This is a genomic window from Natronomonas gomsonensis (genome assembly GCF_024300825.1).
Classification (GTDB): Archaea; Halobacteriota; Halobacteria; order Halobacteriales; family Haloarculaceae; genus Natronomonas; species Natronomonas gomsonensis.
Genome location: NZ_CP101323.1, coordinates 507,752 through 529,495, shown reverse-complemented (window position 1 = coordinate 529,495; position 21,744 = coordinate 507,752). Strand labels below are relative to the sequence as shown.

Sequence of the window (21,744 nt, the reverse complement as noted above, 5' to 3'; positions counted from 1 at the left end):
CGCTACAGCGGCGCACCGGTCAACTCGAAGAGGCTCAACGCGACCGTCCCGAGGACGGCCAAAAACACGATAGAGCGGACCGACCACAGCCACACCGTTCCGAGCGTGTCGAACCCGTCGGCGCCCTTTTGAATCTCGTCGACGGCGTCGTCGGCGAGCACCCACCCGACGAAGACGACGACCAACAGCACGGCCGTCGGCAACAGCAGGTTCACGCCGATGGCGTCGAACCACTCCAGCCACGCGGTGTCCAGCGCCGAGGGGACGCCGAGTGCGAAGACGATGCCACCCAGCAGCGCCGTCGTCCGACGGCGTTCGAACCCGTAGGTGTCGACGAGATGCGAGACGACGACCTCCAGAAGCGAGATGGCCGACGACAGCGCCGCGACGGCCACGATGAGGAAGAAGACGAAGCCGACCGCCGACCCGAACGGCACGTCCGAGAGCGCGGTCGGAATCGAGACGAAAATCGCGCCAGCACCGGCCTCACCGTAGCCTCCTCCTTGGACGGCCAACAGCGGGAAGACGACGAGTCCGGCCGTGACACCAATAAGCGTGTTCGTCAGTGCGATTGCGCCGCCGTCGACGAAGAGGTTCTCGTCGTCGGCGATGTAGGAAGCATACGTTATCATCACCGCAAATCCGAGCGACAGCGAGAACAGTGCCTGACCAACCGCCGCAGGAACGACCGTCTGGTAGTTCTCGAAGAGCGCATCGAAATCGGGCGAGAGGAAGTACTGATAGCCGGCGCCCGACCCCGGGAGCGTAAAGGCGTACACCGCCAGCCCGACGAGTAAGACGACGATGCTCGGAACCATCACTTTCGTCGCCTTCTCGATGCCGCCGCGGATGCCGAAGGCGACGATGCCGACGGTGACGAGCATGAACGCCGCGTGGAAGGCGAGCGCCTCCGGTCCGGCGGAAACCGCCCCGAAGTACTCACCCGGCGCCCCGAGGTAGCTGCCGGTGACGCTGGCGCCGATGTAGCGGAACACCCACCCGCCGACGACGCTGTAGTACGACAGCGTCCAGAAACCCCCGAAGACGCCCAGAGCGCCGACCACACGCCAGCCGGGGTGGTCGAGTGCGTCGAAGGCGCTGATGGCGCTGATATCGGCACGGCGTCCGACGACGAACTCCGCGAGTATCGCCGGTAACCCGATGACGACGACCGCGAGTAAGTACACTAACAGAAATGCTGCGCCGCCGAACTCGGCGGTCTGGTACGGGAACCGCCAGATGTTCCCCAAACCGACCGCCGACCCGATGGACGCGAGGATGAATCCGATTCGTGTTGCCCACGTTTCTCTGTCTGTCATCGGTCGAATCCCAGAGGTGGGGACGCAAAAATGGCGCTATTCGAAGGTAGGCGCGTTCCCACACCACACGCTTACGTCACGCTTCGCCGTACACCGGCACTGCCGCACCGCTCGTCACCGTCGCCTCGTCCGAACAGAGGAACATCACGACGTCCGCGATGTCGCCCGGATTGACCCACGAACCGTGGTCGGCGTCGGGCATCATCTCACGGTTCATCGGGGTGTCGATGACGCTCGGCATGATGGCGTTGGCCCGAACTTCCCCGAGGTTCTCCTCGGCAACGGTTTCGGTCAGGAGTCGAACGCCGGCCTTCGAGGCGCGATACGGACCGTCTCCCTCACCGCCCTCCAGCGACGACCGCGCCGACACCGAGACGATGGCGCCACCGGTCTCTCTGAGGTGTGGAATCGCGTGCTTCGAGGCGAGAAACATCGACTTGAGGTTCACGTCGAACAGCATCTCGAACTCCGAAACGTCGGTGTCCTCTATTGGGTCGCCGCCGCGCCACGTGCCCGCGATGTTACACAGTACATCGAGGCGTCCGTAGTCATCGACGACTGACGAAACGGTGTCTCGAACGCTGTCTTCGTCGGTCGCGTCGGTTTCGTAGAACTCGACGGCCGAGGAATCGACCAGCGCGTCGTCGTCGCTCGGCGCGACGATGTCCGCAGCACACACCGTCGCGCCGGCCGCGTCGAAGGCTTCGGCGACGGCGCTGCCGAGAGCGCCGCTGGCCCCGGTCACTAACACGACCGCTCCGTCGAAATCGTATTTCACTGCCATACCGCCTGTAGGGGCGCGTACCGCATAAAATCGCGTGGCGGAAACTCGGGCGACCACTTCCACCTGCTGGCGGAGATTTATATACAACGGTTCGACGGAGACTTACTCCCGAAGTGCTCGCAACACCTTCCCCTCGATCCGACGGAGATGTTCGCCGACCGTCGCGGGAGCCAGTCCGACGGCGTCGGCGACATCGGCCTGTGTGCCACGGCGCGGTTCCTCGTAGTAGCCCACCCCGAGGGCGGCGTCGAGTACTTCCAGTTGTTTGTCGGTGAGCAGCGACTCCGGGTGGTTGGTCTCGGGGGCGTACTCGCCGATTTCGACCAACTCGACGTGAAGGTCCTCGGGGAGTCCGTCCAGGGAGTCCTGCAGCGTCGCGTCGTCGCCGACGGCGGATATCTCTAGACGGCCGTCCGAGAGCCACCGTATCGGGGTTCGAACGACCAGTTCGTGTGAGCGCCGAAGCGCCAACAGCGCCGCCGCGGCCGCGGTCTGCTCGAAGTGGACGAACACGTGGATGGTCTCGTCGGTAACGCTCGCGTGGAACGCCGAGATACCCGCCGACTCCGAGAGGATAGCGCGGAGTTCCTCGACATCGCCTCGGAGCCGACACAGCGCCACGCCGGTGCCGTCATCCAACACCGCAATCTGGTCGATGGCCACCCGCTCGATGTCGGGATGGTCGGCCACGCCGTTGTCGGCCGGGTGGAGGCCGCTGCCGGGCGCCGCCAGCCGAATCGTGGCGGTCCGCATACAATCCCTGTCGAGTCCGACCGTAAAAAACACTCCCCAGATAACCGGGGGAGAGACAAACATCTGTTAGCGTGTCACAAGGCCATGGCACGACTGACCGAAACCGACCGCGGTACCCGCGCCGATATGGATTCCTTCGCTGGCGGCTACTTCAGAAACGCCGTCTATCGTCACTGGGACCCCGACGAGGTCGACATCGGGGGAGATAGACAGGAGTTGCTCGACTACGAGGAGTCGTTCACCGGCGAGGAGTTCGACATGCTCAGACTCGCCGTCGCACGCTTCGGTGGCGGCGAGGAGGCCGTCACCGAGGACCTCATGCCGCTCGGTCTCGAGCTCGAAGGCACCGACGAACAACTGTTTCTCACGACGCAACTGTACGAAGAAGCCAAACACACCCGATTTTTCGACCGCTACTGGGAGGAAGTGTTGACGCCCGTCGCCGAGGAACTCGGCTTCGAAGTGACCGACCCGACCGACGAGCGGTATCTCAACGACGACTACGTCGCGCTGTTCGACGCCGTCGAGGAGGCGATGACCGCGCTGTTGGGCGACAACTCCCCGGAGGCGCGCGCCCGCGCCTACAGCCACTACCACGTCGTCGCGGAGAGCGTCCTCGCCCAAACCGCCTACTACAGTTTGCAGTCGGCGTTCAGTTCCAGCGGTGACGACGACGTCGTCACACGCCCCCGGTCGGAACTGCCGGACCTCGACGGCCTCGTCGAGGGCATCGCACGGATTCGCTCCGACGAGGGCCGACACGTCGGCTTCGGGATGCACCAAATACGGAACCTCATCCAAGAGGAAGACGTCGACGAAGCCGTCGTCCGGGAGGTGCTGACGGAACTGATGCCACACGTCGCCGGGATTTTCACGGACATCGAAGGGCCGGTCGACCACGGCGCGCTCGTCGCCTACGCCCGGAATAAACTCACGCGCCGACTCGACATCATCACGGAGGCCGACGCCGAGGTCCCACCCGTCGCCGACCTCGTCGCTATCGAACGGGCAGGCTAACCGATCCAACCGCACCATACTACCGGTGTTCGCTCCAACCGGACCGACGCGAACGGTCAGAAACAATAAGTCATCTGGTATCGTATACCAAGGCGGGCGGCACGTTTTACATCGGCCGACGGGGCACAACCCCCCACCACCCGCGAATTCGCGGGCCCGTCGTCCGACGCCGTCCATTCCGAGGAAACCGGACGCCGAGGGCCCACTTCTACACCATACTAATAAATGGCCTAGACTAGCCGGCTAAATCCCTATTCTTAAGAAGACAGTACCATCGGACGCCGCGGTCACCCCACAGTGGTCGTCGGCACGACTCCGACCGTGGTTTACCCCACTAGGTCGGTTCTCCCATTTCGGGTGGTGGCACTCCCGCCGCCGCCTCACGGAACGCACCGAGTCGGCACCGGCGATGGACGCCCCTGAACGAGACGTTACCCCCGCTGACGCCATCTCGGTGGAGAATAATCGCTAAATAACTTTACGGGTCAAAGCCGGTAGTGTCTCGTGGGCGCCGCCCGTCCGAGTTCCCCCATCCCCACTACGGAGTCGGCGCCCGTGCGGCGGGACTCCAGTGGCGGACGATTCACTCCCGCCGTACGATTTCCCCCCACACAACGAGTTGATGGTTTAGCGCACTCTCGGGGATGATTTCGCCCCGTCCGTGGACGCGTGTCGAGTTTCGAGCGCTATTTTTCGAGCCGACAAGCCACCAAATGGCACGATTTAAGCGGCTGCCACTCGCCGTTCGATGTGGATGAAACTTCACGAGTACCAAGCGAAGGGTGTCTTCGCCGACGCCGGGGTTCCGGTGCCGGACTCGAAGCTCGCGTCGACCGTCGACGAGGCGGTCGATGCGGCCGAGGACATCGGTTATCCCGTCGCCATCAAGGCGCAGGTACAGGTCGGTGGTCGTGGGAAGGCCGGAGGTATCGAGTTGGTCGACAACGCCGAAGAAGCCCGCGAGGCCGCCGAGAACATCATCGGGATGGACCTCAAGGGCCTCCACGTCGACCGCGTCCTCGTCGAGGGAGCCGTCGACTTCGTCAACGAGCTGTACGTCGGCGTGACGATGGACCGAAACGAGGGCGAACCCGTCGCGATGGTCTCGACCCGCGGGGGCGTCAACATCGAGGAGGTCGCCGCCGAGGACCCCGAGGCCATCGAGCGGGAACACATCGACCCCGCCTTCGGGATGCAGCCCTACGAGTCACGGAAGGCCGTCTACGAGGCCGGCGTCGACCGCGAGGTCGCCGGCGACGTAGCGAGCGTCCTCCGGACGCTGTTCCAGTTGTGGGACGACTCCGACGCGACCGAAATCGAGGTCAACCCCCTGATGATTACGGCCGACGGCGACGTCGTCGCCGCCGACGCCGTGATGAACATCGACGACGACGCGCTGTTCCGTCACCCCGACCTCGCCGAAATGGAGGATGAGGCTGCAGAGGACGACCTCGAAGCGAAGGCCAACGAGTACGGCTTCGACTACGTCCGACTGTCGGGTAACGTCGGCATCATCGGCAACGGTGCCGGTCTCGTGATGACGACGCTCGACCTCGTCGACTACTACGGCGGCCAGCCCGCCAACTTCCTCGACATCGGCGGCGGCGCGAAGGCCGAACGCGTGACGAACGCCCTCGATATGGTGTTCTCCGACGAGAACGTCGATTCCGTCGTGTTCAACATCTTCGGCGGCATCACACGGGGCGACGAGGTTGCGAAGGGTATCAACGAGGCTCTGGAGAGTTTCGACGAGATTCCCAAGAAGGTCGTCGTCCGACTCGCCGGCACGAACGCCGAGGAAGGCATGGACATCCTGAACACCGACCTCGTGACCGTCGAGGTGACGCTGGAGGAAGCCGTCCAGCGCGCCGTCGAATACGCCGAGGAGGAAGCACAATGAGCATCTTAGTCGACAACGACAGCCGCGTCGTGGTACAGGGCATCACTGGCGGCGAGGGGAAGTTCCACACCCGCCAGATGGTCGAATACGGAACGAACGTCGTCGCCGGCGCCGTCCCCGGTAAGGGCGGTCAAGAGGTCGACGGGATTCCCGTCTACGACACCGTCGACCGCGCCGCTCGCGAGGAGAACGCGGACACCTCGGTCGTCTTCGTCCCGCCGGCCTTTGCCGCCGACGCGCTGTTCGAGGCGCTCGACGCGCCGCTCGACCTCGTGGTCGCCATCACCGAGGGCATCCCCCAACAGGACATGTCGAAGGTGTACCGAAAACTCCGAGAGACCGACACACAACTCGTCGGTCCGAACTGTCCCGGCGTCATCACGCCTGGACAGGCGAAACTCGGCATCCTGCCGGGCAACATCTTCGAGAGCGGTAACGTCGGATTGGTCTCCCGGTCGGGGACGCTGACTTACCAGGTCGTCGACAACCTCACGAAGCGAGGCATCGGCCAGACCACCGCCGTCGGCATCGGCGGCGACCCCATCATCGGCACCGACTTCGTCGACGCGCTGGAGATGTTCGAAAACGACCCCGATACGAAGGCCATCGCGATGTGTGGCGAAATCGGCGGCGAAGACGAGGAGGAGGCCGCAAGCTACATCGGCGAGTACATGGACACGCCGGTCGCCGGCTTCATCGCCGGCCGTACCGCCCCGCCGGGCAAGCGAATGGGCCACGCCGGCGCCATCGTCTCCGGTGGCGGCGGCACTGGCACTGCCGAATCGAAAATCGATGCGCTCAACGACGCCGGCGTCCCCGTCGGCGACACGCCCGAGGAAGTCGTCAACCACATCGAAGGCTTCCTGTAACGGGAGAGCGGTCCTCACTGCCGACATTTCTTGATAACTATCTCTCGCGACGCAAGCGACATCTCGGATGGACCTGACGAGACCCGCCACCGATACCGTGATACCGGCGGCCTCCGAGGGACCGGATATGCCGACAGACCAGTTCAGCGTCGACGGCTGTAACGCCATCGTCACCGGTGCCTCACAGGGCATCGGCCGAACCATCGCGGAGCGACTCGCCGCCGACGGCGCCAACGTCGCCATCTGCTCGCGGTCACAGGACCGCGTCGACCCCGTCGCCGAGGGGATTCGAGCGGAGGGCGGCACCGCCCTCGCCGTCGAGTGCAACGTTCGCGAACCCGACGAAGTCGAGGCGTTCGTCGAGGCCACCGTCGAGGAGTTCGGCGGCGTCGACCTGCTCGTCAACAACGCCGGCGGCGAGTTCGTCGCCCCCTTCGAGGACATCTCCGAGAACGGCTGGAAGGCCATCGTCGACCTCAATCTCCACGGCACCTTCCACTGCACCCAGGCCGCAGGCGAGTACATGCGCGAGGGTGACGGCGGTTGTATCATCAACCTCTCCAGCGTCAACGGCCAACACGCCGCGCCCCACGAGAGCCACTACAGCGCCTCGAAAGCCGCCATCATTCGGCTGACGGAGACGCTCTCCGTCGAGTGGGCGCCACACGGCATCCGCGTCAACTGCGTCGCACCAGGACTCATTCAGACACCGGGCGTCGCCGAGACGCTCGGCATTCAGGAAGACCAGATGCCACCACGAGCGACGGTCGACCGACGCATCGGTCACACCGAAGATATCGCGGACGTCGTCCAGTTCCTCGCCAGCGACGCCGCGGCGTTCATGACCGGTGAGACGGTGACGGTCAAGGGCGTCCCGCGCGCCGGCAACAGTTTCGACGTGGACCTCGGTCTGGACCAGTAAAGCGAATCGAGCGGTTCGGGAATCAGTTACTGCGAAAAACCGGTATCGTCGTCTTAGAGTAGACCGCCGAGCAAGCCGTCGTTGCTGCTCGTGCTGCTACTGTCACCGCCACCGAGGATGGGGTCGGTGATGGGGTCGAGCGTGCCGTTCTGCTCGGGTGTCGGGGTCGCCGTCGGTTCAGGGGTCGGTTCGGGAGTCGGTTCCGGCGTTGGCTCTGGTGTTGGCTCCGGCGTCGGCGTCGGGGTGGCGACGACCTGTGCGTCGCCTCCATTGTCAGCGGGCGGCGAGCTGAACCCCTGTGCCGGGCCGAGCGCCGGCACGGCGCCGGCGAGCGTCAGTGCGACGGCGACGATACTCGCAGCGAACAGCGCGAACGCCGCGACCTTGATTGGCGGCGTGTCGGTGATGCCACCGCTTCCAGGCGTCGGATACGACGGTTCCCCGCCGACGGTCGCACCGGCGGCAGCCGGTTCGGGTTCGGGCGTCGGCTCCGGCGTCGCGGCGACCGGTTCGAAGTCGCTCTCGCCCTCGCCGAGCCAGCCGCTGAAGTCGAATCCACCGGGATACGTGTCGACCGGCTCCGGTGAACCGACGAACGGCAGCACACCGAGCAGTCGCGAGCGCGCTGAAACGGCCCGCTCGGGCGTCGAACCGACCACGCGAGGCATGTCAGGCGGCTCTTTCGGCCCGGCCTCGTCGTCGTCGGTAATCCAGCGACTGAAGTCGAATCCGTCGTAGACGGGGCCCAGTTCGGCCGCTTCTTCGGTCCCTGTCTCGGCTTCCGTAGCCGTCGCCGTCGTCGCCTTGGCTTCGGTCTCTTCGAGCCACTCGGCGAACTCGAAGCCGGCGAAGTCGGCCGGACTGACGGTCGCCTCGGCTTCCGCCGACGTGGTCGTCTTGGCGGCGGAAGCCGTCGATTCATCACCCGTATCCGGAATCACGTCACCGAGCCACGAGTCGAAGTCGAAGCGACTGTTGGTGTTCCCCGCACCGTCGGTACGTGTCGGTGGTTTGTCGTCGGATTCCTCGGACCCACCATCGGGAACTCCAAACTGGAAATCGCCGACCTCGGCCTCGTTTCGGTCGTCGTCCGGAGTTTCGTTGTTTTCGGTCATGCGATACAGAGCGCTCTGTCCTTGGTGAAATGATACGAGAAGATACGTATAAATTCTCCGCAGAATATACCCGGTGACTTATACGGAGCCGCCGGAACACAAGCGGCCGTCCCCGCCGCCACCCCGGTCTTATTGCCCCGCGAGACCCTACGTTAGGTATGTCGATGGACGACCAGCCGCCCGGACCGAACGGCGTACCCCTCCTCGGAAGTACTCACCGGTACGCCCGCGACCCGTTCGTTTTCATGGACGCGGTCGGTCGCGCCTACGGCGATATCGCCGCCTTCGAACTCGCCGGACAACCGACGTACATGCTCACCGGGCCGGACACCATCGAACGCGTGCTGGTGAGCGAGGCCGAGAGTTTCCGAAAGCCGGCCTTCGGCGACGACGCCGTCGAGGAACTGCTCGGCAACGGCTTGCTTCTCAGCGACGGCGAGGCGTGGCGACACCAGCGGAACCTCGCGACGGAGGCGTTCGACCCTAGCCGGTTCGACGACCTCACGTCGATGATGACCGACCACGCCCGGACGCTCGTCGAAGGGTGGGCCGCCGGCAACGTGGTCGACATCCGGGAGGAGATGGCCGAACTTACGGTGAAAATCATCGCCGAGGCAATGTTCGAGGCGACGCTGGACGACGAGACGACCGCGACGATACAGGCCGCCCTCGAACCGCTCGGCGCGCGGTTCGAACCCGACGCCCGCCGGTTCCTGCTGCCGAACTGGCTTCCGACCGCCGAAAACCGGGATTTCCACGACGCAATCGGCACGCTCGAGGACATCCTCGACGACATCGTCGCCGAGCGCCGGGCGGCCGGTACCGACGGCGACGACTTACTCGGTGTCCTGCTCCGTGCACAGGAACGCGGCGAGCAAACCGACCGACAGCTCCGGGACGAACTCGTTACGATGCTTCTGGCCGGCCACGACACGACGGCGCTGACCCTCACCTACACGTTCTTCCTCCTCGACCGGAATCCCGAGGTTCGCCGGACGCTGTACGAGGAACTCGACGATGTCGGCGACGACCCGACGTTCGCGGACGTGCGAAACCTCGAGTACACAGACCGAGTGCTAAACGAAGCGATGCGGCTGTATCCGCCGGTGTACACCCTGTTTCGGGAGTCGACCGAACCCGTCCGTCTCGCCGGCTACGACCTCCCGGAGGGGGCGCTGTGTATGCTCCCGCAGTGGGTCGTCCACCGCTCGCCGCGGTACTACGACGACCCCGAGACGTTCGACCCCGACCGCTGGCTCCCCGAACGCGCTCGGGAGCGCCCGCGGTTCGCGTTCTTCCCGTTCGGCGGCGGCCCGCGAATCTGTATCGGAAAACAGTTCTCGCTTCTGGAGTCGAAACTCATCCTCGCGGCCGTCGCGAGCGAATTCGAACTCGAACGCGTCGACGACGAGCCACTGGAACTCCGGCCGTCGCTGACGATGCACCCTCGAAACCCGGTTAGAATGCGTCTAACGCCCCGTTAGCGTTCGTCCCAGCTGTCCGTTTCGGTGTCGTACTCGAATTGGTCCGAAAAGAGGTTCTCAACCGTCGAAACCGCTCGGTCGTCGTGGGCGGCGGGGTCGATGTGGAAGTACCCGAGCGCACCCGTGTTCTCGATTTGCCGAGTGAGCATGTGCAGGAAGCGGAACACCCGCTGGAGGTCGGCGTACTGCAGCAGCGTCGTGAGCGAGTCGAAACACACCACGGTCGTCGCGTCGTCGTCGCGCCACGCCGAGAGACACTGTCCAACCTTGATTCCGATACCGGTGAGGTCACCGGGTTCGGAGACTGTCGTCGTCGACACCGTCGTCCCGTCCGGCCCAACCATCGCCGACGGCGTGTCCGCGGCCGCAGCACTGCGCGTTTCGTCGGCGGTCACGATACCGACCTTCGATGGCAGGCCACCGTAGCGGCCCCACGTATCGAGGATTCGGTCTGGCGTTCCAGAAAGCGAGACAACACACAGGTTCACGTCGTCGTCAGCGTGGAGCGATGGACAGATGCTCTGCTTCGCGTCGCTCAACGTCGGCGCCCGAAGGAGAACGTTCCCCGGTGGGACAACCGACACGTCGTCCGAACCGCGACGACCGCGCGTAGTACTCATCGCTACCTACTCCTAACAGCCCTATGCATATAAATCGAGGTTCGTGTTATCGCCGCGAGAAAACGCCCGAAGGTGGGGGTCCGTCTGCTATCCCGGAGCCGACACCTGTGGGTCGCTACTCACGAGCGAGCACCTCGTCCCAGAGCATGTGGCACTCGCCGGTCTTCCAGCCCCGTTCGCTGGTGAATCCCCGTATCTGAATTCGTTTGACGTTCTCGCCCTGTTTGAGTGCGTGCGTTTCCGCATACGAGGTCCCCGACTCGGTGTCCTCGAATTCGACTTTGACTGTCTCGCTCGTCCAATCGAACCGCAGCGAGACTCGAACCCACCGTTTGTACTCCGTCCCGGGATGGACCTGCGTGACACCCTCGCCATCGTCGACGATCCACTGTGGATTGTCCGAGGTCGTCCCGATTTCGACATCGCCGGCGTCGTTCAACAGCCGGATACCGCCACCCCAACTCGCGGACGATTCATACCAGTAGTAACTGAACTCACCAATCCGTCGCGCCGAATCGAAGTCGGCGGTCGCAATCGTCCCGACCCCACCGCGGGCATCTATGCCCACGCTGTTGGCCCCGGACGCCGCGGACGTACTCGTCCGACGCCACGCCGACTCGACGACGTTCCACTGCTCGAGGTCCTCCTCGAACCCGTCGTAGAACACGGTGTCACCGGGGGGCTCCGTTTCCGTTTCGGGTTCGTCCTCCGTGTCGGTGTCTTCGGACTCCGTCGGGGACTCCGTTTCTGTCCGTGTTCGTGTCGGGGTCGGGGTCCTTCGACCCCGCTGGAGTTGCCAGATGCCCCACCCATCGCCGTCGCGTCGAACCTCGAAGGTGTACCAGACCTGCCCGTCCTGACGCCCCGAACCGCCACTGAACTCCAACTGTGCATGGACGGTCGCCGTATCGTCCTCTGAGGAACTCGTTTCGATGGTGACGATGTCGATGCTCGTTCCACTGACCTGCTGTTCGCTCAGCGACTCTCGAAGCGGCGACTCGGGGTGAAGCGAACTCCTGATGGTGTCGACATCGTTGTTTCTGAACCCCTCAGCGAACGTCCGAACCGGCTGGTGCCGTTCGTCGCCGCCGGTTAACTGGCCACTGGAACATCCCCCAATCGCGGTTGCCACGGCGAGTGTCCCCGTCGAACGGAGGAACGACCGCCGATTCCGCGTGCCCTCGTCGGGCGACTTTCGCGTCACGGAACGGGCGTACTCGCAGGCACATTATAGAATTATTGGACCGGTGTGGCCCGAGAGAACGCCCGCCCGTACAGCAATCTCGTCTCTACTCCTGAGTTCGAGCCGCCGCGACGTGGGTGCGCGCCTCCGCCCGCGTCATCCCCCGCACGCCACAGGAACAGGAGAGCAGTTCCGGGTCGGCCAATTCATCGACCTGTTCGGTCTCCGTCCGTTCGAGTTCCCCAGCGCTCTCGTCGTACCTGAAGGAGACGCGATAACTCACCTGCGCGACGCCCTCGATTCGGTGGTCCTCGTCCGGGTCCGGGTTCTCGATGGCGGTTCGTGTTCAGCCTGCATCTCCGCTTTCCACTGTTCGAGCGCCTCGTTAGTCTGGGTCTCGTCGGTCATAGACGACACTTGTACGGCGACCCTCAAAAAGGACGACAGGACCGGCTTTCGGTACTCCTTCAAAAGCAGGAAGTAAACGGATGGGTCGGGGCGGATTCGAACCGCCGGCTTCCTCCGTGTGAAGGAGGTGTCATAACCAACTAGACCACCGACCCTGCAGCCGAAAATATCCCCGCCCCGAACTTAACCCTTTTCAAGCAGCCGTGCGCTCGCGGCGACGGGTTCCGAGTTTCTTGCGACCGGTCCGAATCGCGGTACGCGTTCTATCCTCGGCACGCTCACCGAACCCCACGATTTCGGCCCGAACAACGTCGACCCGCCGGGGTTTGGGTTCGGACTCCCGAACCGTAAACCCTCGAACCCTCGTCTCGACTGGCTTCAGTTCCTCGACGACGCCCGCTTTCGTCGTCTCGCCCGCGCGCTTCAGGTAGTATCTTGTGTCTTGGAAGTGCTTGTTCATGTTACATGAGTAACTACTCCGCCAGCAGATATAGCCGTTGTGGCACTTGTGATACACCGAATCACTGTTCTTCAGTCGTGGAGTCTCATCCGAATATATCTAATTTATTACTATTTTTTGCATCCTGTAGTGGGCACGTTCGTCCCAAGAGAGCAGCCACCGGGCGAGTCGTGACAACGGCGTCAGGATTATTGCCGTCGGCGTGGTAGCAAGTTTCATGAGCCAGACCGCCGACGCAGGCGAGGGAGCGGAGACGGGCGAACCGGTACAGGTAACCGAGGAAGCGGCCGAACAGGCCCTCGATTTGATTCGCGACGAGGGCTTGGACACCGACGAGGCCGGCCTCCGGCTGTTCGTCAAACAGGGTGGCTGTGCGGGACTCTCCTACGGACTGCGCTTCGACCTCGAACCGGAAGACGAGGACGCGGTGACGACCCACCACGGCCTGCGCGTGTTCGTGGACTCGGCCAGCCAAAACTACGTCGAGGGGTCGGTCCTGGACTTCGAGGGCGGGCTACAGGGCGCCGGCTTCCACGTCGAGAACCCCAACGCGGAGAGCGAATGCGGTTGTGGCGAATCGTTCCGGACCTGAGACTGGTCGGTCAGTCGACGAAAAGCCGTCGTGCCGTCCGGCACGACGATGCTCCTTCCCTCCTTGCGCGTGCAAGGCCGCGATGGTTACGCGAGTTCGAACGCGACTTCGACTTCGGCCTGATACTCGCGGCCTTCGACCGAGGCGACTTCGACGCCTAACTCCCCGATTTCGACCCACTTGACGTTGTCGAGGGTGTCTTCGGCCCGGTCGACCGCGTCGTCGACCGCCGCGTCGAAACTCTCGTCGCTCGTCCCGATGAGCGTTATTTTCTTGAATACCATCGCATGTTACCTTCACACGGGGGGTTAGTAAAACTACCTTGACGTGTCGGTACACGTACCGTTACTGGGCACTTCCGTACTCCTTTTGTGCTGTGGCTGTCCACGTTCGTGTATGGAACCCCCGGTTGCAGAGTTGCGGCTCCCGGACCGCCTGTTGATGGGTCCGGGTCCCAGCGAGACTCACCCCCGCGTGTTGGACGCCTTCGGGACGCCGCCCGTCGGCCACCTCGACCCCGCATTCATCGACGTGATGGACGACACACAGCGGCTGTTGCGGGCGACGCTTCGAACGGACAACGAGTGGACTATTCCGGTCAGCGGAACCGGGTCGGCGTCGATGGAAGCCGCCATCGGTAACCTCGTCGAGCCGGGCGAGACGGCGGTCGTCCCCGGAAACGGCTACTTCGGTGACCGCATGGCCGAGATGGTCCGACGCGCCGGCGGCACCGCCGTCCAAGTGGAGACCCCGTGGGGGAAGCCGCTGGACCCCGCCGACGTTCGAGACGCCTGTGCCGAACACGACCCCGCCGTTGTCGGTGTCGTCCACGCCGAAACCTCGACGGGCGTTCGACAGCCCGAGATGTCCGCCATTACGGATGCGGCCCACGACCACGGCGCCGTGGTCGTCGCCGATTGTGTCACCTCCATTGGTGGCGTGGAGTTCCGGATGGACGAGTGGGGCATCGACGCCGCCTACGCGGCCTCCCAGAAGTGTCTCTCCTGTCCGCCGGGAGCGAGTCCACTGTCGGTCAACGACAGGGCGATGGCGAAAATCCTCGACCGAGAGGAGTCGGTTCGGTCGTGGTATCTCGACCTCTCGCTGCTCGACGACTACTGGGGCGAGGAACGCGCCTACCACCACACGGCTCCAGTGAACAACGTCTATGCCCTCCGGGAGGCGCTCCGACTCGTCGACGAGGAGGGCGTCGAAAATCGCTGGCAACGACACGAGGAGTACGCCGAGGCGCTACAGGAAGGGCTGTGGGCGCTGGGGCTGGAACCGGTCGTCGAGTCGGACGTGCGACTGCCGAGTCTCACGACCGCCCGACTCCCGTCGGGACTGGAACCGGGGGAAGTCGTCGCGACGATGCGGGACGACTACGACGTCGAAATCGCGACGGGACTCGGCGCGTTCGCCGACGAGGCGATTCGCGTCGGCTGTATGGGTTACGGTGCCCATCGCGGTCCCGTCCTCGAAACGCTCGGTGCACTGGGCGAGACGCTGGCGTCGGCCGGTGTCGGCGTCGAACCCGGAGCAGGCGTCGAAGCGGCGGTGTCGACCCTAGGGCGCCGGTAGGACGTCACCGCTCGGGTGGAGCACCTGATACTCCTCGTCGTCGACGCGCATTACTGCCCAATCGTAATCGGGCTCTGTGGAAAGTAACCGTTCGCGGACGGTGTTCGCTTGGTCACCGCGGGCGACGAAACATCGAAGTCGGCCATGCGTGGCCGCGTCATCTGGGTCATCGGTCGTGACGTGGACGGTTCGCCACTTGCGTTCGGCGCGGAGTTCGTCTCCGTCCTCCGTAACCTCGTACCCGAGGTCGGAGAAGATGGTTCGTGCCTCCTCGACGAGAGATGTGCTAACAGCACCCATTCGTACGCAGATTGCGCGCGCCGAGAGATAAAGATTAGCACGTACCCGTTCGGTGACCTATAAGATACCCTGAATCAGACAACCGTCAGACGTAGCCCGTATCGTCGAAAACGTATTCGTTGGATTACTCGTGGGCGGCGTCCCACTCCTCGGCCTTGTGGAAGTTGGCACACTGGTTGCACTGGATGCGTCCCATCGCGTCGACGGCGTTGTCGAACGTCTCACAGTTGGTGCAGAAAAAGCCCCAGCGACGCTCACCCTCCGGGTCGGCGTACACCACCCGGAACGGCCCCTTGTTGCCGCGGACGACCTCGCGGGAAACGTACAGCGTCTCTCCGTCAGGTCCAGTGCGCTCGTCCATACAGACGGTGGGCCGCGGGGCGGCAAAACCGTCACGGTCTCGATACGGTTTTGCGCGTCGGACTCCTCGATTGGCGTAGTGCGACTCCTCCATTACTCCGACATCGAGAACGCCCACGACGACCCCGAGGTCGTCGGCCGACTCGCCGGCCTCGTCGACGCACTCCGCGACGACGACACCCTCGTCTGTGGGACCGGTGACAACATCGCACCTGGAGTCCTCCCACTCGTGACACGCGGGGAAATCGCCCTCGAGTTCTTCGAGGCCGTCTCGCCGGCGGTGTCGACGTTCGGCAATCACGACTTCGACTTCGGCGCCGACCGGGCGGCCGAACTCGTCGAGCGGTCCCCCCAGCAGTGGCTCAGCGCGAACGTTTACGACGACAGTGAGCGCTTCGCCGGCGTCGAAGCCGCCACCATTCGAGAGGTCGACGGCGTCCGCGTTGGCTTCCTCGGAGTCACGGACCCGACGACGCCCTCGGCCAATCCCGAAGCGACCCAACTGACGTTCACCGACCCCGTCGTCGCGACCCGGGAGGCGACCCGAGAACTGCGAGCAGACGGTGCAGAGTACGTCGTCGTCTGCTCGCATCTCGGCCGCGGCGACGAGCGCCTCGCCGCCGCCTGCGAGGTCGACGTCATCTTGGGCGGCCACGTCCACAGCGAACGCGTCGAGCGCGTCGCCGGAACGCTGTTGACACGGCCCGGAACCGGCGGCGAAGTCCTCCTCGAAGTCGAGCTGCCGACACTCGAAGTGACCCGTCACGTCGTCGCCGACGCACCACTCGACGAGGAACTCACGGCCCGTTACCGCCAACGACTCGACGAGGCAGGGCTCGACACCGTCGTCGCGTGCGTCGACGAGCCGATTCGGCGAACCGAGCGGGAGGCGTTTCGTGGCGAGAGCCGCGTGGGCAACTTCGTCGCCGACGCCTACCGCTGGGCCGCCGAACGGGAACTCGACGACTCCGAGACCGTCGTCGGCCTCCAGAACAGCGGCGGCATCCGAACCGGACCGGCGCTGGCCGACGAGGTGACCGTCGCCGACCTCGTGAGCCTCGTTCCCTTCGAGGAGCCGGTGGCCGTCCTCGAGTGCTCCGGGTCGGAACTGCTGGACACGTTCCGAGAAGCCGCCGACACCCCCGGGTTCGGTGAGTCCGACTGGTGGCACGCCCACGTCTCCGGTGCACGGCTCGTCTACGACTACAACGACGACGAACTCATCGAGGCACAGGTCGGCGGCGAGGCTATCGACCACGCCGCGCGATACGCGCTTGCGACGACGGAGTTCCTCCTGCACACCGACGCCGAGTTCCCGACGCTGACCGACGCCAAACGAATCGCAACACTCGACATCCAGTACGACATCCTCGCTGAATACGCCCGCGAGGTCGGCGTGGCCCCGCAACTGGAGGGGCGAATCGTTCGGACTGGCCTCTGAGCCTCGCGCACAACCGGAAGGTTGAGGCACCGCGGTCCGCTTTCCCCGGTAATGACGCTGGTCGTCGTCCCGGTCCGCTATCCGCTCTCGGAGCACTCGCTGGCGACCCTTCGGCGCGCCATCGAAGTCGCCGACGAACACGACGCCGAACTCACCGTCCTCCACGTGAACCTCTATCAGAACGACAAGCGAGTCACCCGAACCGAACTCAAAGCGGCAGCCGAACGCGAGTGTGGCCGCATCGACCGCGCGCGATACGTCGTCCGGTCGGGGTTCATGGTCGAAGACACCATCCTCGACGAAGTGGCAGCCGAGGGCGCCGACTACGTCGTCATCGGCCGCAAGCAGGCCAGCCGCTGGCGGCGAATGCTCCGCCGATTGGTCGACGACCCGGACATCGAGTCGTTCCTCCGTCGGGAACTCGACTGTCAGGTCATCACTGCGAGTCTGTAGCGTCCTCGTCCGACTCGTTTTCGCGGTCCACGACGGCGTCCTGTGCCTCCACGTCGGCCTCCCGACGCGTCGCCCCCCCTGGGCTGGACGGGGCCTCGCTCTCCATCTCGCGGGTCGCGACCTGCATCTCGCCGCTGGTGTCGTCGAACACCAGATGGGAGTGCGGGTAGGGGATTTCGATGTCGTGTTCCTCGAAGCGCGTCCAGACGTTCGTCAGGACCTTCGAGCGAACCGCCGTTTGCTTGTATGGCTCCTTGGCCCAGTAGCGGAGTCGCAATGCGACCTCGCTGTCGCCGAACTCCCGGATGTAACAGGTCGGCGACGCCGGATAGCGCGCGCTCCCGACGCGGATGTCTGGCCCACCCTTGATGACGCCCTCGACAGACCGAGCGGCGGCCTCCATCTGCTGTCTGGCCGTCGGGATGTCGCTTTCGTAGGTGACGCCAACGTCCAGCGTCATCCGAATTCGAGTGTCCTCGGCGGAGTAGTTCACCACGTCGCGGTCCCGCATCGCCCCGTTCGGCAACACGATGAACGTGTTGTCGAGCGTGAACATCTTCGTGTACGACAGCGTGATGTCCTCGACGAACCCCTTGGTGTCGGTGTCCGCCAACTCTATCATGTCGCCGATTTCGTAGGGCTGTTCGTTCAGAATGAAGATGCCGCTGAGGAGGTTTCCGATGATGGGCGCGAGGATGACACCGACGACTGCGGAGAACACACCGACGGAGAGTGCGAGGTTCCCGAATCCAAGGCCGAAGATTCCCAGGGACGTAAACAGTGCCAACAGCATGATTCCGACCTGCACCCCCCTGAGCACCGTCCGGGTGACCGACGGCCGTTTGAACCGCCGTGCGATACGCCGTCCGAGCGCCTGTCGGACGAGTTTCGAGAGGTAGTAGGCGACGACGAGAATCGCGACTGCGATGAACAACCGAAAGGCGAAAGACGGGATCGCCTCGGGAAGCCACGGTGGACGGGGAAGCGGCCCCTCGGACGTCTGAATCGTCGGCGTCGGGGTTGGAGTCACTCCACCGGTCTGCAACACCACCGTCGTCACGTCCATATCCGGCAGTCACCGGGCGCCCGAAAAAGCGTTCCGCCCTGAGTGGACTCGGTGGACGGCTCCGACATCGATACCAATCCCCTCAATCGGGTTCGCCGAGACGCTGTCGAAGCAGTACGAGGAACTCGCCGCCCGACTGGAGTCCCAACGCGAGGAGATGCGTCCGGAAGACCGGATGTACATGTAGCCCGGTCGCGTTCAGAGTTTCTCTTCTGCTTTCGCCTGCTCGGAGCGACGGCGGGCCTGCGCCAGTCGCAGTTCGACAGCGCGTGCGATGTCGTCGGGGAGCGACCCACGTGCGTCCTCCAACCGGGTCTCGACCTGTTCGAGCAGCGAAATGACGCTCTCGAGGTTCCGGTCGGCGGCGTTTCGGTTCCCCGCGTCGGCCTGTTCGGCGGCCTTGCGTGCGGCCCCGCCGACAGCCGACAGCGCTCGTGACAGCCCGCCGATGGCGTTGGCCGACCCGCCACCGATATCGACATCGTCGTCATCCGTGAGTCCCGACAGTTCCTCGGAAGTCTCCTCGGAGATGGTCGCGAGGAACATCGCGAGCGACGCCTTCCCGGTTCGCGGGCGGTCGATTCGGACCGACGACTCCGAACCGGGATTGACGCGGAACGCCCCGATGGCGTCGTCGCTGTCGCGGACCTCCGTCGTGTAGGCGCCGCCACGGTGAACGTACACCGCGTCGCGGCCCGAAACTGGAGCGTCGTACAACCGCCCGCCGAAGTCGTCCTCGACGGCGACGCCTGTGAGGTCGGAGTCGGTTCCCTCGGCATCGATTTCGAGTTTCGTCGCGTTCTCGCGGGCGACGAGCGGAATCTCGCCATCGACGCCGGCCACTGTCGCGCCGTCCTCCTCGCTCACCGACACCGCCTCGCTGTGGGGAGTAAGGCCCGCGCCGTTGAGCGTCAGGCGATGGTCGCCGGCCGAGACGCCCTGTGCCACGACGTATCCGCCGAAGGTCGGAACGGCCACGGGGTCGCTTTCGACCAACGCGAACGCCTCAGTCGAGGACTGCTCGGTCGTCACTCCCTCGCCGTCCGGCGCTTCCTCGTCGGAGACGGCTTCGGTGACCTGCGCGACGACGGTGTGAATCGGCGCCGCCTCGCCGATGGCGTCGTAGCGGTCGGCCAGTGCCCCCCTGTGGTTTGGTTCAGTGATGTCGGTCGCAGGGTTGTCATATCGGGGCTGTTCCCACGGCAGACCCGTCGTTGTGATATGGCCGGCGACGGCGTCCTCGGCGAACTGCGGAACGTCGAACTCGAAACTCAACTGCGGCCCGGTGAACGCCTCGATGTGTTCGAGTTCCCTCGACGGGACGAGTTCGTACTCGACATCGGCATCGCCTGTCTCCCTGTCGACGTGTTCGAAAATCAATCCCGTCCCGCGTTCCGGTAGTTCGTCGGGGGGCGAAGTCAGCGCGTCCAGCGACCGAATCGTCAGCGACTCGTCGATTAAATCCGACCGTTCGACCGACGGGAGCCGCTCGTGTTCGTAAATCGGCTCACCGTCGAGTTCCGGGACGAGATACGGCAGCGCCGACCCCTCGTCGCGGGGCAAACCGTAGGCGACCGGTATCTCCTCTAAATCTTTGATGCTCTCGATTGCGCTGTTTGTGATATCGGCGAAGGTGTCGCCGATGGGAAACCGCTGGAATCGGTCGGGAACGTCGTTGACCGACAGCGCACTGGAGTGTGACCCCAACTCCGAGAGCACCCGAGGGACCATCTCCCGGGCGGGGTCGAGAAACTCGTTGTTCGGCACCGACCGGGAGTGAGAACTGGCGACGTACAGTTGCGGGGTGTCGGTCTCCGTGTCGACGAAGACATGCAACACCTCCCAGTCGTGCCAGTGGAAGTTCGTCGTGAACTGGTCGAAGGCGCCGTACTGCCAGTACTGGACGACCGCAAGCGGGGAGTCCTCATACTGGACGACGTTGAAGAACACCGTCGGATTCGGTGGCGTCTCGGATCCCTTGAACTGCCGGGTGTAGCCGTCGAGGGATTCGAAGCCGTCGACGACGGTTTTTCCATCGCGTTCGACCTCGTAGGAACGAGGGTCCGTCGGGAACCACTTCTCGTAGGTGTCGAAGTACAGGGTCGGCGCGTACTGGGCGGCCAACTGTCGGGCCGTCTCGTCGTCTATCGTAGTCGTCGGGTCGTCGGGTTCGGGTTCGAGGGCCGAACAGCCGGCTATCGACATCGCCCCGGCGCCGGCTAGCGCTTCCAGTACCGTTCGCCTGTCGAGCGACGGGGCAGAGTCGGTCATTCGTGGCTCACGTTCGCCCCCTTCGGGGATGACCGTTACGGCCGATTCCACCGGTCAGTCAGTCGGCGGGCTGTTCGTTCCGTCTGCGCCCCTCTACGTCTAACGGGTCCCCCGTCGAGGTCGCGGTGACCAATCGCAGGAACTGCCCCGCGTTCGTGAGCAGTTTGTTCTCCGCCTTCCGGAGGTGTTCCTCGTACGTCGAACGGGCGACGCTGGTTCGGTCCGCCAACTCCCGGAGCGACGTCTTTCGAGGCTGTTCGTAGTAGCCGCTTTCGAGTGCCAACCGAAGTGCCGCCATCTGTCGTTCGGTGACCCCCTCGAACAACTGGCCGACCGGTGCGAGCATACTGTGAGGAATCCGCTGTTCGGTAATCGCGGTCTTCGAGAGGACTTCGATGTCCCGGTCGGACTCTAGGTCCTGAACGAGGTTTCGAGCGTCGCTCTCGTCGAACGCGATGACCGTGTAGTGCTCCCATCCCTGGCGGTGAATCGTCGGCGGCTGATACAGGCAGTTGTACGCCTCGAACCGCTCGATGATGGAGTCCTCCAGCGAACAGAGACAGGACTGGGTGACGACGTGGAGCCCGGATTCGTCGACCGATTCGTGGAGCACCGTCCCCAGTTCGTCGATTTCCTCAAGGAGGTCCTCGGTCGGCGAACCCGGGGCCGTGATTTCGATGACCTGGCAGTCATTCAGGTACCACTCGCGAATCGTGAGGTCCGGGTAGCGCTCCGATATCTCTCGATACGGACATTCGTGTTTGACCCGAAAGGAGGCCTCGTACAGACTCATGTCGACACGTTAGAGTTGGAGGATATTATCGGTGCCGGTCATGTCCGGCAGTC

General features: G+C 64.2%; 24 protein-coding genes and 1 tRNA gene. 9 read left to right on the top strand and 16 right to left on the bottom strand.

What is annotated here, in order from left to right:
• Window positions 1-2: 2 nt before the first annotated feature.
• The 3 genes from NMP98_RS02970 to NMP98_RS02960 all read right to left on the bottom strand — a co-directional run bounded on the left by NMP98_RS02970 (window position 3) and on the right by NMP98_RS02960 (window position 2,856).
• Window positions 3-1,319 carry a sodium-dependent transporter gene (locus tag NMP98_RS02970; protein WP_254860076.1) on the bottom strand — a complete coding sequence of 439 codons (1,317 nt, stop codon included), beginning with the start codon at window positions 1,317-1,319 and terminating at the stop codon, window positions 3-5.
• Between the two features lie 76 nt (window positions 1,320-1,395).
• A complete protein-coding gene (locus NMP98_RS02965; protein ID WP_254860075.1) occupies window positions 1,396-2,103 on the bottom strand; it encodes an SDR family oxidoreductase in 708 nt (235 codons plus the stop codon).
• Window positions 2,104-2,205: 102 nt separating this feature from the next.
• Window positions 2,206-2,856: a helix-turn-helix domain-containing protein gene (locus NMP98_RS02960; RefSeq protein WP_254860074.1), complete on the bottom strand. Its 651-nt coding sequence runs from the start codon at window positions 2,854-2,856 to the stop codon at window positions 2,206-2,208.
• A gap of 84 nt (window positions 2,857-2,940) precedes the next feature.
• Here NMP98_RS02960 and NMP98_RS02955 point away from each other — a divergent pair, with 84 nt between their 5' ends.
• From NMP98_RS02955 to NMP98_RS02940, 4 genes are all read left to right on the top strand, one after another.
• Window positions 2,941-3,873, top strand: a complete 933-nt coding sequence (locus NMP98_RS02955; protein ID WP_254860073.1) for a ferritin family protein — start codon at window positions 2,941-2,943, stop codon at window positions 3,871-3,873.
• 754 nt (window positions 3,874-4,627) lie between these two features.
• The gene (gene sucC / locus NMP98_RS02950; protein ID WP_254860072.1) at window positions 4,628-5,773 is read left to right on the top strand and encodes an ADP-forming succinate--CoA ligase subunit beta; all 1,146 of its coding nucleotides are present in this window, start codon (window positions 4,628-4,630) and stop codon (window positions 5,771-5,773) included.
• On the top strand, window positions 5,770-6,642 hold the full coding sequence (gene sucD / locus NMP98_RS02945) for a succinate--CoA ligase subunit alpha (protein WP_254860071.1): 873 nt from the start codon (window positions 5,770-5,772) through the stop codon (window positions 6,640-6,642). The genes sucC and sucD overlap by 4 nt, the downstream gene beginning before the upstream one ends.
• 127 nt (window positions 6,643-6,769) lie before the next feature.
• The gene (locus tag NMP98_RS02940) at window positions 6,770-7,564 is read left to right on the top strand and encodes an SDR family NAD(P)-dependent oxidoreductase (protein WP_254860070.1); all 795 of its coding nucleotides are present in this window, start codon (window positions 6,770-6,772) and stop codon (window positions 7,562-7,564) included.
• Window positions 7,565-7,617: 53 nt separating this feature from the next.
• Here NMP98_RS02940 and NMP98_RS02935 read toward each other — a convergent pair whose 3' ends face one another.
• The gene (locus NMP98_RS02935; protein ID WP_254860069.1) at window positions 7,618-8,679 is read right to left on the bottom strand and encodes a hypothetical protein; all 1,062 of its coding nucleotides are present in this window, start codon (window positions 8,677-8,679) and stop codon (window positions 7,618-7,620) included.
• A 164-nt stretch (window positions 8,680-8,843) separates the two neighbouring features.
• On the opposite strand from NMP98_RS02935, the gene NMP98_RS02930 reads away from it, so the two are divergent.
• Window positions 8,844-10,163 (top strand): cytochrome P450, encoded by a 1,320-nt coding sequence (locus NMP98_RS02930; protein ID WP_254861288.1) that lies wholly within the window; start codon window positions 8,844-8,846, stop codon window positions 10,161-10,163.
• Here NMP98_RS02930 and NMP98_RS02925 read toward each other — a convergent pair.
• The 6 genes from NMP98_RS02925 to NMP98_RS02905 all read right to left on the bottom strand — a co-directional run bounded on the left by NMP98_RS02925 (window position 10,160) and on the right by NMP98_RS02905 (window position 12,834).
• Complete coding sequence (locus NMP98_RS02925) at window positions 10,160-10,783, bottom strand: DUF7504 family protein (RefSeq protein WP_254860068.1); 624 nt, start codon at window positions 10,781-10,783, stop codon at window positions 10,160-10,162. The genes NMP98_RS02930 and NMP98_RS02925 overlap by 4 nt on opposite strands.
• A 115-nt stretch (window positions 10,784-10,898) precedes the next feature.
• Entirely contained in the window at window positions 10,899-11,987 is a 1,089-nt protein-coding gene (locus tag NMP98_RS02920) for a twin-arginine translocation signal domain-containing protein (RefSeq protein ID WP_254860067.1), read from the bottom strand.
• Window positions 11,988-12,072: 85 nt separating this feature from the next.
• The gene (locus NMP98_RS02915; protein ID WP_254860066.1) at window positions 12,073-12,249 is read right to left on the bottom strand and encodes a hypothetical protein; all 177 of its coding nucleotides are present in this window, start codon (window positions 12,247-12,249) and stop codon (window positions 12,073-12,075) included.
• Window positions 12,246-12,374 (bottom strand): hypothetical protein, encoded by a 129-nt coding sequence (locus NMP98_RS19410; RefSeq protein WP_268105331.1) that lies wholly within the window; start codon window positions 12,372-12,374, stop codon window positions 12,246-12,248. Before NMP98_RS19410 ends, NMP98_RS02915 begins: the two co-directional genes overlap by 4 nt.
• A gap of 81 nt (window positions 12,375-12,455) precedes the next feature.
• Window positions 12,456-12,529 (bottom strand) — tRNA-Val (locus NMP98_RS02910).
• Between the two features lie 38 nt (window positions 12,530-12,567).
• The gene (locus NMP98_RS02905) at window positions 12,568-12,834 is read right to left on the bottom strand and encodes a DUF7553 family protein (protein WP_254860065.1); all 267 of its coding nucleotides are present in this window, start codon (window positions 12,832-12,834) and stop codon (window positions 12,568-12,570) included.
• Window positions 12,835-13,051: 217 nt separating this feature from the next.
• Between NMP98_RS02905 and NMP98_RS02900 the strand changes: the two genes are divergently transcribed.
• Entirely contained in the window at window positions 13,052-13,426 is a 375-nt protein-coding gene (locus NMP98_RS02900; RefSeq protein ID WP_156709223.1) for a HesB/IscA family protein, read from the top strand.
• An 86-nt stretch (window positions 13,427-13,512) separates the two neighbouring features.
• Here the strand turns inward: NMP98_RS02900 and NMP98_RS02895 are convergent, their stop codons facing one another.
• Window positions 13,513-13,710, bottom strand: a complete 198-nt coding sequence (locus NMP98_RS02895) for a dodecin (protein ID WP_254860064.1) — start codon at window positions 13,708-13,710, stop codon at window positions 13,513-13,515.
• Between the two features lie 112 nt (window positions 13,711-13,822).
• On the opposite strand from NMP98_RS02895, the gene NMP98_RS02890 reads away from it, so the two are divergent.
• Window positions 13,823-15,007: a pyridoxal-phosphate-dependent aminotransferase family protein gene (locus NMP98_RS02890; protein WP_254860063.1), complete on the top strand. Its 1,185-nt coding sequence runs from the start codon at window positions 13,823-13,825 to the stop codon at window positions 15,005-15,007.
• Here NMP98_RS02890 and NMP98_RS02885 read toward each other — a convergent pair.
• Window positions 14,993-15,307 (bottom strand): DUF7116 family protein, encoded by a 315-nt coding sequence (locus tag NMP98_RS02885; protein ID WP_254860062.1) that lies wholly within the window; start codon window positions 15,305-15,307, stop codon window positions 14,993-14,995. The genes NMP98_RS02890 and NMP98_RS02885 overlap by 15 nt on opposite strands.
• Before the next feature lie 124 nt (window positions 15,308-15,431).
• Window positions 15,432-15,668, bottom strand: a complete 237-nt coding sequence (locus tag NMP98_RS02880; RefSeq protein ID WP_156709219.1) for a DUF5816 domain-containing protein — start codon at window positions 15,666-15,668, stop codon at window positions 15,432-15,434.
• Window positions 15,669-15,746: 78 nt separating this feature from the next.
• Between NMP98_RS02880 and NMP98_RS02875 the strand changes: the two genes are divergently transcribed.
• Together NMP98_RS02875 and NMP98_RS02870 are read left to right on the top strand one after the other, a co-directional pair.
• A complete protein-coding gene (locus NMP98_RS02875; protein WP_411911616.1) occupies window positions 15,747-17,108 on the top strand; it encodes a bifunctional metallophosphatase/5'-nucleotidase in 1,362 nt (453 codons plus the stop codon).
• 51 nt (window positions 17,109-17,159) lie between these two features.
• Window positions 17,160-17,561, top strand: a complete 402-nt coding sequence (locus NMP98_RS02870; protein ID WP_254860061.1) for a universal stress protein — start codon at window positions 17,160-17,162, stop codon at window positions 17,559-17,561.
• Here NMP98_RS02870 and NMP98_RS02865 read toward each other — a convergent pair.
• The 3 genes from NMP98_RS02865 to NMP98_RS02855 form a co-directional block, all read right to left on the bottom strand.
• Entirely contained in the window at window positions 17,545-18,627 is a 1,083-nt protein-coding gene (locus tag NMP98_RS02865) for a mechanosensitive ion channel family protein (protein WP_254860060.1), read from the bottom strand. The genes NMP98_RS02870 and NMP98_RS02865 overlap by 17 nt on opposite strands.
• 198 nt (window positions 18,628-18,825) lie before the next feature.
• Window positions 18,826-20,898: a hypothetical protein gene (locus NMP98_RS02860; protein WP_254860059.1), complete on the bottom strand. Its 2,073-nt coding sequence runs from the start codon at window positions 20,896-20,898 to the stop codon at window positions 18,826-18,828.
• A gap of 58 nt (window positions 20,899-20,956) precedes the next feature.
• Window positions 20,957-21,691, bottom strand: a complete 735-nt coding sequence (locus NMP98_RS02855) for a helix-turn-helix domain-containing protein (RefSeq protein WP_254860058.1) — start codon at window positions 21,689-21,691, stop codon at window positions 20,957-20,959.
• Window positions 21,692-21,744 lie beyond the last annotated feature (53 nt).

Coding starts and splice junctions, on each gene's coding strand:
- NMP98_RS02970 (WP_254860076.1), bottom strand. CDS start 1,319: ATGACAGACAGAGAAACGTGGGCAACACGAATCGGATTCATCCTCGCG.
- NMP98_RS02965 (WP_254860075.1), bottom strand. CDS start 2,103: ATGGCAGTGAAATACGATTTCGACGGAGCGGTCGTGTTAGTGACCGGG.
- NMP98_RS02960 (WP_254860074.1), bottom strand. CDS start 2,856: ATGCGGACCGCCACGATTCGGCTGGCGGCGCCCGGCAGCGGCCTCCAC.
- NMP98_RS02955 (WP_254860073.1), top strand. CDS start 2,941: ATGGCACGACTGACCGAAACCGACCGCGGTACCCGCGCCGATATGGAT.
- sucC (WP_254860072.1), top strand. CDS start 4,628: ATGAAACTTCACGAGTACCAAGCGAAGGGTGTCTTCGCCGACGCCGGG.
- sucD (WP_254860071.1), top strand. CDS start 5,770: ATGAGCATCTTAGTCGACAACGACAGCCGCGTCGTGGTACAGGGCATC.
- NMP98_RS02940 (WP_254860070.1), top strand. CDS start 6,770: ATGCCGACAGACCAGTTCAGCGTCGACGGCTGTAACGCCATCGTCACC.
- NMP98_RS02935 (WP_254860069.1), bottom strand. CDS start 8,679: ATGACCGAAAACAACGAAACTCCGGACGACGACCGAAACGAGGCCGAG.
- NMP98_RS02930 (WP_254861288.1), top strand. CDS start 8,844: ATGGACGACCAGCCGCCCGGACCGAACGGCGTACCCCTCCTCGGAAGT.
- NMP98_RS02925 (WP_254860068.1), bottom strand. CDS start 10,783: ATGAGTACTACGCGCGGTCGTCGCGGTTCGGACGACGTGTCGGTTGTC.
- NMP98_RS19410 (WP_268105331.1), bottom strand. CDS start 12,374: ATGACCGACGAGACCCAGACTAACGAGGCGCTCGAACAGTGGAAAGCG.
- NMP98_RS02905 (WP_254860065.1), bottom strand. CDS start 12,834: ATGAACAAGCACTTCCAAGACACAAGATACTACCTGAAGCGCGCGGGC.
- NMP98_RS02900 (WP_156709223.1), top strand. CDS start 13,052: ATGAGCCAGACCGCCGACGCAGGCGAGGGAGCGGAGACGGGCGAACCG.
- NMP98_RS02895 (WP_254860064.1), bottom strand. CDS start 13,710: ATGGTATTCAAGAAAATAACGCTCATCGGGACGAGCGACGAGAGTTTC.
- NMP98_RS02890 (WP_254860063.1), top strand. CDS start 13,823: ATGGAACCCCCGGTTGCAGAGTTGCGGCTCCCGGACCGCCTGTTGATG.
- NMP98_RS02885 (WP_254860062.1), bottom strand. CDS start 15,307: ATGGGTGCTGTTAGCACATCTCTCGTCGAGGAGGCACGAACCATCTTC.
- NMP98_RS02880 (WP_156709219.1), bottom strand. CDS start 15,668: ATGGACGAGCGCACTGGACCTGACGGAGAGACGCTGTACGTTTCCCGC.
- NMP98_RS02870 (WP_254860061.1), top strand. CDS start 17,160: ATGACGCTGGTCGTCGTCCCGGTCCGCTATCCGCTCTCGGAGCACTCG.
- NMP98_RS02865 (WP_254860060.1), bottom strand. CDS start 18,627: ATGGACGTGACGACGGTGGTGTTGCAGACCGGTGGAGTGACTCCAACC.
- NMP98_RS02860 (WP_254860059.1), bottom strand. CDS start 20,898: ATGACCGACTCTGCCCCGTCGCTCGACAGGCGAACGGTACTGGAAGCG.
- NMP98_RS02855 (WP_254860058.1), bottom strand. CDS start 21,691: ATGAGTCTGTACGAGGCCTCCTTTCGGGTCAAACACGAATGTCCGTAT.